Source organism: Bosea sp. ANAM02 (genome assembly GCF_011764485.1).
In the GTDB taxonomy this organism is placed as follows: Bacteria; Pseudomonadota; Alphaproteobacteria; order Rhizobiales; family Beijerinckiaceae; genus Allobosea.
The window spans coordinates 2,752,198-2,764,535 of sequence record NZ_AP022848.1 but is presented as its reverse complement, the minus strand read 5'-3'; the positions used below and the strand labels follow the sequence as shown (position 1 = coordinate 2,764,535).

The window sequence follows — 12,338 nt, the reverse complement described above, 5'->3', positions numbered from 1 at the left end:
ATCGCATTTTCTTCACGCGAACCGGTATCCACTTCGCTCGAAAATGCTTTGGCGGAGCTTGTCAGCCCGTGGTGCCGCCGGCGGCGGCGACCTCGGCCGCGAAATCCTGCTCCTCCTTCTCGATGCCCTCGCCGAGGGCATAGCGGGCGAAGCCGGTGAGCTTGACGGGAGCGCCGACCTTGCCCTCGATCTCCTTGAGGACCTGCGCGACCGACTTCGAGCCGTCATGGATATAGGCCTGCTCGAGCAGGCAATATTCCTTGGCGTAGCTCTTCAGGCCGCTTTCGGTGATCTTGGCGAGAACGTGCTCGGGCTTGCCGGCGTTCTTCTCGGCCAGGATCGCCTTCTCGCGCTCCAGGACGTCGGGGGCGACCGAAGCGAGGTCGAGCGCGACCGGGTTGGTCGCCGCGACATGCATGGCGAGCTGGCGGCCGAGCGTGGCGAGCTCATCGGCCTTGCCGGTCGACTCGAGCGCGACGATGACGCCGATCTTGCCGAGGCCGTCGGCGATCGCGCCGTGGACATAGGAGCCGATCACGCCCGAGGAGACCTTGAGCGAGGCGACGCGGCGCAGCGTCATGTTCTCGCCGATCGTGGCGATGGCGTTGGCGATGGCGTCCTGCACCGAGCCGCCGCCCGGATAGTGATGGCCGAGCAGCGCCTCGACGTCGCCGCCGCGCTCCAGCGCGACATCGGCGATGGTCTTGGCGAGCGCCTGGAATTCCGGGTTGCGCGCGACGAAGTCGGTCTCGGAATTGACCTCGACGACGACGCCCTCATTGCCCTGCACGGCGACGGCGACGAGACCCTCGGCGGCGACGCGGCCGGCCTTCTTGGCGGCCTTCGACAGGCCCTTGGCACGCAGCCAGTCGACGGCGGCTTCCATGTTGCCGTCGGTCGCCGAGAGGGCGGTCTTGCAGTCCATCATGCCCGCGCCGGTCTTGTCGCGGAGTTCCTTCACCATCGCGGCGGTGATCGCTGCCATCTGTCTTGTCCTTGCTGTCGGTGCGGCGCGAGCCCGAGGGCCGGCCGCGGATCGGAATATTCGGACGCCTGCATGGGGAAACGCCGACGCTCCGTTTCCGGCCGTCGGCGCACCACTAGCTCTGATCTTGCATCGGCTTTGCCCGAATACCGCGGGCCACATTTCGGGCCGATGCTCCAAAAGCCGGCGTCAATCGAGAACCTGATTGCGACGCGCCGATGACGCGCCGCAATCGCCAACCGAATTACGCGTCGGCGAGATCGCGAGCCTGGGCGACCCAGCCCTCGCGCTCGATCTTGCCGCCGAGCTTCAAGTCGTGGTCGATCCTGGTCACGTCGGCCGGGGTCATCGCCGCGATCTGCCAGAAGTGGTAGATGCCGCCGTCGTTCAGCTTCTGGACCGCGTCCGGGCCCATGCCCGAGAGCTTGGTCAGGTCGTCCGGAGCGCCGCGCGGAGCGGTCAGCGCCTCGAAAGCACCGGAAGCGGTCTCGAGAGCCTCCTCGACGACCGGCGCCTCGGCGGCGCCGACATCGATGCCCTGGTCGCCCGAGGCGCGGCCGATGCCGTCGATCGCCGAGCGGGCGATCAGGTCGCAGTAGAGCTGGATGGCGCGGCCGGCGTCGTCATTGGCCGGGACCGGGAAGGTGATGCCGTCCGGATCCGAGTTCGAGTCGACGATCGCGGCGACCGGGATGCCGAGGCGCTGAGCCTCCTTGATCGCGAGCTGCTCCTTGTTGGTGTCGATCACGAAGATCATGTCCGGCGTGCCGCCCATGTCCTTGATGCCACCCAGAGCCTTCTCGAGCTTGTCGCGCTCACGCGACAGCATCAGGCGCTCCTTCTTGGTCAGGCCGGTGCCGCCGCCGTTGAGCAGCTCGTCGACCTTGCGCAGGCGCTGGATCGAGGCGGAGATCGTCTTCCAGTTGGTCAGCATGCCGCCGAGCCAGCGGGAGTTGACATAGTACTGGGCCGAGCGCTTGGCGGCATCGGCGATGGCGTCCTGCGCCTGGCGCTTGGTGCCGACGAAGAGGACGCGGCCGCCGCGGGCGACGGTGTCCGACACGGCCTGCAGGGCGCGGTGCAGCATCGGCACCGACTGCGACAGGTCGAGGATGTGGATGTTGTTGCGGGTACCGAAGATGTACGGGGACATCTTGGGGTTCCAGCGATGGGCCTGGTGGCCGAAATGGGCGCCGGCCTCGAGGAGCTGGCGCATGGAGAGATCAGGCAGAGCCATGGTGTTCTAGTCCTTCCGGTTGAGCCTCTGGAGCGCGAATGAACAGGGCATGGGCTGCCACGTCACCGGAACGCCTCGGCAAGGCGAGGCGATACGCTCCATGTGGGATGGGCTGCGCCTTACAGGGGATGGCGCCTTATTGCAAGCCGGCGGGACCGAGAAAAGCCGGCGCCCGTCACGATGCGCCCTGCACGGAACCTGCATTCGCTCCTCGACCGGGGTACGGGGCTTCCCTCGAAGCAGCCACATCGTCGACCATCAACGAGTTGTAAAAGGTCGCCGGGGTTATCCTCGGCCATCATGTCGTCACGCATGCCCAGATTCCCGGCGGCCGACCGTCGCTCGCCCGACAGGAGCGGCCAGTCCGAACGCCCAAGCCCCTCCGGAAAAGGCCGAGGCCGGAGATCGGATTCGGCGTGACCCTCGACCTGAGAACGATCTTCGTCACCGGTGCGCTGACCTGTTTCATCATCGGCGTCCTGCAATTGATGACCTTCGCCACCGGCCGCTTCACGCGCAGCCCGGTCTGGTGGGGCGTCAGCAGCCTGTGCATCGGGGCGGGGCTGCTCGGCGCCGGATTCCGCGGCGCGATTCCCGATATCGTCTCGATCGAGTTCGCCAATACCATCATGCTGGCGGGCTGCCTGCTGCTGCTCTTCGGCATCCGCAATTTCGCCGGGCGCGAGCTCAACTGGTTCGGATTCGGCGTTGTCCTCCTCGGCATCTGGATCCTGCTCGCGCTGTCGCCCGGAGCGGAAGGCTATTCGACCCGCGTCATGGTCGTGGCGACGGTCATGGCGCTCTGCGACGCGGCCATCGTGCGCGAGGCCGTCCGGCTCGGGCGGCAGGAAAAGCTGCGCTCGGCCTGGCTGCTCGCCGCCTTGTTCTCGCCGACGGTGCTCATCTATGCCGGGCGCATCACGCTGGCGGCGCTGGACCAGGTCGGCACGACCTTGTTCCCGGCCGATTCGGGCGCGACGGGCTGGCTCGCCGCGACCGGTGTCGCCTTCGTCATCCTGAGAGGCCAGGCCCTGCTGCTGCTCGCGGCCGAGCGCAGCAACCGTATCCTGGCAACGCTCGCCCGGCGCGACCCGCTGACCGGGGCGATGAACCGCTCCGGCCTGGAGCAATGGCTGGCGCGACAGTCGCGTGGAGAGCAGCGCGCCGCGCTCCTGCTCGTCGATATCGATCATTTCAAGAAGCTCAACGACACGCTCGGCCATGCGACCGGCGACCGAATCCTGCGCCTCTTCGCCAGCGCCGTGCAGGAACAGTTGCGCAGCACCGACATCCTGGCGCGGCAGGGCGGCGACGAGTTCGCGATCATCCTTCCCGATGTCGGCGTCCGGGAAGCGGTGCGGGTGGCCGAGCGCCTTCGCGGCGCCTTCCGCGACAAGCTCGCCGATCTCGCCGAAATCGGCCTGCAGCCGACGCTCAGCATCGGCGTGGCCGAGGTCGCGCTCGGCGGGCGCGAGCTCGACGATCTCCTCGTCGAGGCCGACGAGGCGCTCTATCGCGCCAAGCGGCTCGGGCGCGACCGGGTCCAGGCGCAGCTCAAGCCGGCGGCCTGAGCCGGGCTCGGCCTCAGAGCGTCAAGGTGGCCGCGCGAACGCGCTTGATCCCGGCTGCCGCCATCTCGGCCCAGGCCCGGTCAAGCGAGCCGTCGAGATCGATCGCGCGGCAGGCGTCCTCGACCACCAGCGTCTCGAAACCGGCACGGGCGGCATCCTGCGCCGTCCAGCCCACGCAGAAATCCGTGGCGAGGCCGGCGACGACGACCTTAGCGATGCCGCGCTCGCGCAGATAACCCTCCAAACCCGTCCGCGTCCGGCGATCGGCCTCGACGAAGCCGGAATAGCTGTCGATGCCGCTGCGATAGCCCTTGCGGATCGCCGCCTGCGCATGGGGCAGGTCGAGCCCGCCATGGAAGGCGGCGCCGGCCGTGCCCTGCACGCAATGGTCCGGCCAGAGCACCTGCTGGCCATAGGCCAGCTCGACCGTCTCGAACGGTGCCCTGCCGGGATGGCTGGAGGCGAAGGAGGCATGTCCGGCCGGATGCCAGTCCTGCGTCAGCACGACATGGCGGAAGCGGCGCCCGAGCGCATTGATGACCGGCACCACCGCATCGCCATCCGGCACCGCGAGGCTGCCGCCCGGACAGAAATCGTTCTGGACATCGACGACGAGCAGGACGGTCCGGTCGTCGGCCATTGGTGCATTCCTGCTCACGGAATGAACTCCACGTGTCAACCGCAGGGCTCCTATCCGGGAGCACCCTGCTGGAGAAACAAGGCGCGGGGAACCCCTCTCCTGTAAGGAGAGGGGCAGGGGTGAGGTGTAGGCCCCCCGGCCAGTGAGGCGCCAACCCCACGGCTGCACAGCGACCACCTCACAGCAAAAGCGGTGAGCGGCCTACCCCTCACCCTGCCCTCTCCCTATGGGAGAGGGTTCCCCGCGCCTAATCTGGATAGCTATTGCAGCCGGACATCGACCACGCCGGGCGCGGCCCGCACGGCATTGGCGATCTGCTGGTTGACCGGGAATTTGCCGGGCAGTTCGATCTCGACCTCCTGCGCGCCATCGTCGATGATCATGATGATCGAGACCTTGCCCTCGGCGCGCATCGCCTCGCGCGGGCGGATGCGCTCGGCGACCGAGGCCACCGCCTTGTCGTCGCGGAGATAGACGACGAGATCCTGCTTCTGGCGCGCCGCGAGCCCATCGAGTTCCTCGGCATCCTCGATGCGCGGTCGCACCTCTTCGCCGTCGAGCACCGCCGAGAGACGCAGTACCAGCGCCCTGCCCGGCTCGAGCAGGTCGCGCAGCTTCATCAGCCCTTCCGAGAACAGCACGGCCTCGAACTGGCCGCTCGGGTCCGACAGGTTGACGATGCCCATCTTGGAGCCGGACTTGGTGCGCCGCTCCGACTTGTCGATGACGGAAACCGCGACCTTGCCGACCCCGGTGCCGTTGGCGCGCACGGTCTGGGCGAAATCGGCATAGCGCTGCACGCGCAGCCGCTTCAGCACATGCTCGTAATCGTCGAGCGGGTGGCCGGAGAGGAAGAATCCGACCGCCTCGTGCTCGCGCTTGAGCTTCTCGGCCGGGGCCCAGGGCTCGACCTGCGGGATGCGGAAGGCCTCCTGCACCACGCCGCCGCCGAGCAGGTCGAACTGGCCGGCCGCCGCCTCGTCGCGGGTGCGGTTGGAAAGCGCGAGCATGCCGTCGAGCGCCGCGACCGCGCGGGCGCGATCCGCCTCCAGCTCGTCGAGCGCGCCGGCCGCGATCAGCGCCTCCAGCGTGCGGCGATTGACGAGCCGGGTGTCGATGCGCCGCGCGAGATCGGCGAGGTCGCGGAACGGGCCGGCGGCTTGCCGCGCCGCCACCAGCGATTCCACCGCCGCCCGCCCGACGCCCTTGATGGCGCCGAGTGCGTAGAAAATCTTGCCGTCGGCCACGTCGAACTCGACGCCGGACTGGTTGATCGCCGGCCGCTCGACCTTGATGCCGAGCCGCTCGGCATCGCGGCGGAACTCCGAGAGCTTGTCTGTATTGCCCATGTCGAGCGTCATCGACGCCGCCAGGAACTCTACGGGAAAGTTCGCCTTCAGATAGGCGGTCTGGAAGGCGACGATGGCATAGGCCGCCGCGTGGCTCTTGTTGAAGCCGTAATCGGCGAACTTCGCCAGCAGGTCGAAGATCTCGGAGGCGATGTCCTTCTTGATGCCGCCATCCACCGCACCCTTCACGAAGCGGTCGCGCTGGGCGTCCATCTCCGCCTTGATCTTCTTGCCCATGGCGCGGCGCAGCAGGTCCGCTTCGCCGAGCGAATAGCCCGAGAGCGCCTGCGCCACCTGCATCACCTGTTCCTGGTAGACGATGATGCCGTGGGTCTCGCGCAGATAGGGCTCCATGCCGGGATGGAGATAGGTCGGGTCCTCCAGACCGAGCTTGCGGCGGCAATAGGTCGGGATGTTGTCCATCGGGCCCGGCCGGTAGAGCGCGACCAGCGCGATCAGGTCCTCGATCCGATCGGCCTTCATCTCGACCAGCGCCTTGCGCATGCCGACCGATTCCACCTGGAACACGCCGACCGTCTCGCCGCGTGCCAGCATGGCGTAGGTGGTCGGGTCGTCGAAGGGCAGTTGCGCGAGATCGATATGGATGTCGCGCTGGGCGATGAGCTTCACCGCGGTCGTGAGCGTGGTCAGCGTCTTCAGGCCGAGGAAGTCGAACTTCACGAGGCCGGCCTGCTCGACCCATTTCATGTTGAACTGGGTGACGCGCATGCCGGTGCGCGGATCGACCGAGAGCGCGACGAGCTGCTCGAGCGGCCGGTCGCCGATCACCACGCCTGCGGCGTGGGTCGAAGCATGGCGGTGAAGGCCTTCCAGCTTCTGGCCGATTTCAAGCAGGCGCGCGACGATCGGCTCCTCCTCGGCGGCCTGCTGCAGCTTGGGCTCGCCCTCGATCGCATCCTTCAGCGAGATCGGCTTGGCCGGGTTCTGCGGCACGAGCTTGGTCAGCTTGTCGACCTGGCCATAGGGCATTTCGAGCACGCGGCCGACATCGCGCAGCACGCCGCGCGCGAGCAGCGTGCCGAAGGTGATGATCTGGGCGACGCGCTCCTGCCCGTAATGGTGCTTCACGTACTCGATCACCTCTTCACGCCGGTTCTGGCAGAAGTCGATGTCGAAATCGGGCATCGAGACGCGGTCAGGGTTTAGGAAGCGCTCGAAGAGCAGGCCGAAGCGCAGCGGATCGACGTCGGTGATGGTCAGCGCATAGGCGACCAGCGAGCCCGCGCCCGAGCCGCGGCCCGGCCCGACCGGAATGTCGTGGTTCTTTGCCCATTTGATGAAGTCCGAAACGATCAGGAAGTAGCCCGGGAACTTCATCCGCGTGATGATCGAGAGCTCGAATTCGAGCCGCTTCTCGTAATCCTCGACGCTGAAACCTTCGGCCGGGCCATGCTTGGCCAAGCGCGCGGCAAGGCCGGCGCGGGCCTGCTCCTGAAGCTCGTCCGCCTCATCGCGCCCCTCCTCGCCGAAGCGGGGCAGGATCGGCTTGCGGGTCGAGACGCGCCAGTGGCAGCGCATTGCGATCTCGACGGTGTTCGCCAGCGCCTCCGGCAGATCGGCGAAGCGCTTCTTCATCTCGGCGCGCGAGGCGAAATAATGCTCGGGCGAGACGCGGCGGCGCGTGCCATCCGAAACGAGGCGCCCTTCCGCCACCGCCAGCAGCGCGTCATGCGCGTCGAAATCGGCGGGCTTGGCGAAGAAGGGCTCGTTGGTGGCGACGATCGGCAGATCGGCATCATAGGCGAGGCGCAGGAGATGAGCCTCGCGGGCCGCCTCGCCATCGCCGCCATGGCGCTGGATCTCGACATAGAGCCGGTCGCCATAGATGCCGGCGAGCGTCGCCAGGCGCGACTGCGCCTGCGGGAGCTGGCCGAGGCGGAGCGCAACGTCGATCGGCCCGCCCTGCCCCCCGGTCAGCGCGATCAGGCCGCCGTTAAAGGCGGCGAGGCGCTCGATCGTGGTGACCGGCTGGCCGGACCCGCCCGTGGCCAAAGCTGCCTCGCTGACGAGCTTCATCAAATTGCCGTAGCCACCCTCGTCCATGGCGAGCAGCACGATATGCGGCAGACGCTGGAGCTGTGCCGGCTTGCGACTGCCCTCGCCCTCATCGGCGAAATCGACGGAGAGCTGCACGCCGACGATCGGCTGCAGGCCCGAGCCCGCGAGCTTCTCGGAGAATTCGAGGCCGCCGAAGAGATTGTCGGTATCGGTCAGCGCCAATGCCGGCTGGCCGTCGGCGGCGGCCATCTTGGCGAGCGTCGCGATTGTCATCGCGCCTTCGAGCAGCGAATAGCTCGAATGGACATGCAGGTGGACGAAGCCGATCTCCTGGAGAACGCGCGCCTCGCCAGTTTCCCTGCTCATGTCCTGCTCCTGTCGCCGCGCAGGCGACTCGTCCGCACCCGGCCCTTCTTATGCGTCCTGGGCGGGGCCGTCGTCGAGGGCTCAGGCGGCCATCTGTGGATGGCTCCTGCCGTCCTCAGACATGCGGGCCGGAGAGGATGGCAGCCCAGAGCCAGATCATGCCGAGGAAGACTCCGAGCGAGGCGATCTCGGCGAGCCCGGCGGCGAATTTACGCGCTGCAGTCATGAAAACCTCCTGTGTTCGCGATAGGTTCAGTTTAGTTCACTTTTTGTTCTCGTCAATGTCGATAGGGAAGCCTGCGATGCGAACCCGGCGCAGCGGTTAACGAAATCCTACCAACGTTCTGATGCAGGACTTGGCGATGAGTCTCGCCGCTTTGGGATACGCCCCATCCGTCATGGTCGGGCGTGTCCCGACCATCCACGTCTTCGTTTCGCTATAGCGGTGTTCAAGGCGTGGATGCTCGCCACGAGGGCGAGCATGACGCGGCGCGTTCCCGATCAGAAGCCCCCTTTGTCATTCCGGGGCGCCCCGCAGGCGCGAACCCGGAATCTACGACTTGGTGGGGCATCAGGTGTTCGGTTGGAGGCGGCTCACCCGGTCGTGGGTTCCGTGTTCTTCGCTGCGCGAAGCCCCGGAATGACAAAAGTGGCGTTTATCACGACCGACCTGGCAGCCGCCCCACCGCCTACAGCTTGACGACCAGCCCGTCGCGGATCGTGACCTGCCGGTCCATTTGGCGGGCGAGCTCGAGATTATGCGTTGCGATCAACGCCGCCAGCCCCGAGGCCCGCGCCAGCGCCATCAGCGTGCCGAAGACATGCTGGGACGTGTGCGGATCGAGATTGCCCGTCGGCTCGTCGGCCAGCAGCAGGCGCGGCCCGTTGGCGACGGCACGGCCGATGGCGACGCGCTGCTGCTCGCCGCCGGATAATTCGCCTGGCAGATGATCGAGACGCTCGCCCAGGCCGAGGAAGGTCAGAAGTTCCGAAGCGCGTTCCTCCGCGACCCCACGGGAAAGCCCCCGGATGCGCTGCGGCAGCACGACATTCTCCAGCGCCGTGAACTCCGGCAGGAGATGGTGGAACTGGTAGACGAAGCCGATCTCGGTGCGACGCAGCCGCGTGCGCCCCTTGTCGTCGAGCTTGGTCGTGGCAAGCCCGCCGACGAAGACCTCGCCGGCATCGGGCTTTTCCAGGAGGCCGGCGACATGCAGCAGCGTCGACTTGCCGGTGCCGCTCGGCGCGACAAGCGCCACGACCTCGCCGGGCCAGAGCGCGAAATCGGCCTTGCGTAGCACCTCGAGCGGCGCATCGCTCTGCGGATAATAGCGCTCGACCTGGGAGAGGAAGAGCGCGGGCATCTCCTGTGCCATCAGCCCATCCTCAGCGCTTCGACCGGATCGAGGCGTGCCGCCTTCCAGGCCGGGTAAAGCGTCGCCAGCAGCGACAGGGTCAGCGCCATCAGCACGACGCTCGTCACCTCGCTCCAGTCGGTGACGGAGGGGATGTCGCTGAGGAAGCGCACGGTCGGGTCCCAGAGATTGGCGCCGGTAATCCAGTTCAGCGCCGCCATGATCGACTTGATGTTCTTGGCGAAGACGACGCCGAGAGCGAGGCCGGCCAGCGTGCCGACGACGCCGATCGCCGCCCCGGTGATCAGGAAGACGCGCAGCACCGTGCCGCGCGTGCAGCCCATGGTGCGCATGATCGCGATATCGGCGGTCTTGTCCTTCACTAGCATGATCAGGCCGGAAACGATGTTCAGCGCCGCGACCAGAACGATCAGCGTCAGGATGATGAACATCACGTTCCGCTCGACTTCCAAGGCGTTGAAGAACGAGCGATTGCGCTGGCGCCAGTCGGAGAGCACGAGCGGGCGCGGCGCATCGGCCTCGATCGCGTCGCGGACGGCCTGGGTCCGGTCTGGATTGTCGACGAAGATCTCGATGACGTTCACGTCGCCGTCGCGGTTGAAATAGGCCTGCGCCTCGGCGAGCGGCATGTAGACGAAGGTGCCGTCGAACTCGGTCATGCCGATCTCGAAGATCGCCTTGACCGGATAGGCCTTGATGCGCGGGGCCGTGCCGAAGGGCGTCGAGGCGCCCTGCGGCGAGACCAGGGTCATCATGTCCCCGGCCTGGATGCCCAGCGCATTCGCGAGGCGCCGTCCGATGGCGACGCCGGGCGTGCCGCCGTCGAAGCCGTCGAGCGTGCCGGACTTGATGTTGCCGCCGATGAAGGGAATCGCCTTGATGTCGCTCTCGCGCACGCCGCGCACCAGCACGCCATTGTTGCCGGTCTGCGAAGAGGCGAGCGCCTGCCCCTCGACCAGCGGAATGGCGAGCTTGATGCCGGGGATCTTGGCGAGCCTGGCCGCGACGCTGTCGTAATCGTCGAGCGGGCGGTCGATCGGCGTCGCGAAGATATGGCCGTTCACGCCGACGATCTTGCTGAGCAATTCGATCCGGAAGCCGTTCATCACCGACATCACGATGATCAGTGTCGCGACGCCGAGCATGATGCCGAGGAAAGAGAAACCGGCGATGACCGAGACGAAGCCCTCGCGTCGGCGCGTGCGCAGATAGCGCCCGGCGAGCAGCCATTCGAAACCGGCGAAGGCCTTGGTCCCGGTCGGGACTTCGGCGCTGTCGGCGACGGCGCTCATGCGGCAGCTCCTTCCCCGTGAGCCGTCATCCTGAGGAGCGAGCGCAAGCTCGCGTCTCGAAGGATGGTCCATGAGGCTCCGAAGACAACTGGAGCATCCTTAGAGACGCCGCTTCGCGACTCCTCAGGATGAGGGCTGAGCGGGGCCATGGTGCCGCTCACGCCGCCCTGCCCTTGAAGCGGTCGAGCGCGGCTTCCAGCGAGACGAGCTCGCGCTCGCCGCCGGCGCGGCGCTTGATCTCGACCTTGCCCTCGGCCAGCCCCTTCGGGCCGACGATGATCTGCCAGGGCACACCGATCAGGTCGGCGGTGGCGAATTTGGCGCCCGGCCGGTCGTCGGTGTCGTCGAGCACGGCGTCGTAGCCCTTGGCGAGCAGGTCCTTGTAGATGCGCTCGGCCGCACCGTCGGTCGCCGCGTCGCCGGCCTTGAGGTTGATCACTGCGATGTCGAAGGGCGCGATCTCCTCGGGCCAGACGATGCCGGCATCGTCATGCCCGGCCTCGATCAGTGCCGCGACGAGGCGGCTCGGCCCGATGCCGTAGGAACCGCCATGCAGCAGCACGGGCTGGCCGTCGGGACCGGCGACCGTCGCGCCCATCGGCTCGGAATATTTCGTGCCGAAATAGAAGATATGGCCGACCTCGATGCCGCGCGCCGAGACGCGCTTGTCTTCGGGAACCGCCTCGAAGGCGGCCTTGTCGTGCATCTCCTCGGTCGCGGCGTAGAGGCTCGTCCACTTGTCGAAGACGCCCTGCAGGCCGGCGACGCTGTCGAAATCGGTATCGGCGGCCGGCGTCTCGAAATTCAGGTAGTCGCTGTGGCAGAAGACCTCGCTCTCGCCGGTCGAGGCGAGCACGATGAATTCGTGGCTGAGATCGCCACCGATCGGGCCGGTATCGGCCTTCATCGGGATCGCCTTCAGGCCGAGCCGCGCGAAGGTGCGCAGATAGGCCGTGAACATCCGGTTATAGGCGTGTCGCGCCGCGTCCTTGTCGAGATCGAAGGAATAGGCGTCCTTCATCAGGAACTCGCGACCGCGCATCACGCCGAAGCGCGGGCGGACCTCGTCGCGGAACTTCCACTGGATGTGGTAGAGATTGAGCGGCAGGTCCTTGTAGGACTTGACGTAGGAGCGGACGATCTCGGTGACCATTTCCTCGTTGGTCGGCCCGTACAGCATGTCGCGGTCATGCCGGTCCTTGATGCGCAGCATCTCCTTGCCATAGGCGTCGTAGCGCCCGCTCTCGCGCCAGAGATCGGCCGACTGGATGGTCGGCATCAGGATTTCGATGGCGCCCGAGCGATTCTGCTCCTCGCGGACGACGTTGCTGATCTTGTTCAGCACGCGCAGGCCCAGCGGCAGCCAGGAATAGATGCCCGCCGATTGCTGGCGGATCATACCGGCGCGCAGCATCAGCCGGTGCGAGACGATCTCCGCTTCCTTGGGCGTGTCGCGCAGAAGGGGCAGGAAATAGCGGGAAAGACGCATCGGAAAACCTGTCG

Annotated in this window: 8 protein-coding genes; 1 reads left to right on the top strand and 7 read right to left on the bottom strand. The window is 66.9% G+C overall.

Going from position 1 to position 12,338, the window contains the following annotated elements:
* Window positions 1-61: 61 nt before the first annotated feature.
* Window positions 62-985 (bottom strand): translation elongation factor Ts, encoded by a 924-nt coding sequence (gene tsf / locus OCUBac02_RS13345; protein ID WP_173046217.1) that lies wholly within the window; start codon window positions 983-985, stop codon window positions 62-64.
* A 244-nt stretch (window positions 986-1,229) separates the two neighbouring features.
* Window positions 1,230-2,222 (bottom strand): 30S ribosomal protein S2, encoded by a 993-nt coding sequence (locus OCUBac02_RS13340; RefSeq protein WP_047575798.1) that lies wholly within the window; start codon window positions 2,220-2,222, stop codon window positions 1,230-1,232.
* Between the two features lie 416 nt (window positions 2,223-2,638).
* Here OCUBac02_RS13340 and OCUBac02_RS13335 point away from each other — a divergent pair, with 416 nt between their 5' ends.
* On the top strand, window positions 2,639-3,793 hold the full coding sequence (locus tag OCUBac02_RS13335; protein ID WP_173046215.1) for a GGDEF domain-containing protein: 1,155 nt from the start codon (window positions 2,639-2,641) through the stop codon (window positions 3,791-3,793).
* 13 nt (window positions 3,794-3,806) lie between these two features.
* Here the strand turns inward: OCUBac02_RS13335 and pncA are convergent, their stop codons facing one another.
* The 5 genes from pncA to proS form a co-directional block, all read right to left on the bottom strand.
* Window positions 3,807-4,433 carry a bifunctional nicotinamidase/pyrazinamidase gene (gene pncA / locus OCUBac02_RS13330; RefSeq protein ID WP_173046213.1) on the bottom strand — a complete coding sequence of 209 codons (627 nt, stop codon included), beginning with the start codon at window positions 4,431-4,433 and terminating at the stop codon, window positions 3,807-3,809.
* 260 nt (window positions 4,434-4,693) lie between these two features.
* A complete protein-coding gene (dnaE, locus tag OCUBac02_RS13325) occupies window positions 4,694-8,167 on the bottom strand; it encodes a DNA polymerase III subunit alpha (protein WP_173046211.1) in 3,474 nt (1,157 codons plus the stop codon).
* 689 nt (window positions 8,168-8,856) lie between these two features.
* Entirely contained in the window at window positions 8,857-9,543 is a 687-nt protein-coding gene (locus OCUBac02_RS13320; protein WP_047576148.1) for an ABC transporter ATP-binding protein, read from the bottom strand.
* Window positions 9,543-10,835: a lipoprotein-releasing ABC transporter permease subunit gene (locus OCUBac02_RS13315; RefSeq protein ID WP_047576149.1), complete on the bottom strand. Its 1,293-nt coding sequence runs from the start codon at window positions 10,833-10,835 to the stop codon at window positions 9,543-9,545. Before OCUBac02_RS13315 ends, OCUBac02_RS13320 begins: the two co-directional genes overlap by 1 nt.
* 157 nt (window positions 10,836-10,992) lie before the next feature.
* Window positions 10,993-12,324: a proline--tRNA ligase gene (proS, locus tag OCUBac02_RS13310; protein ID WP_173046209.1), complete on the bottom strand. Its 1,332-nt coding sequence runs from the start codon at window positions 12,322-12,324 to the stop codon at window positions 10,993-10,995.
* Window positions 12,325-12,338 lie beyond the last annotated feature (14 nt).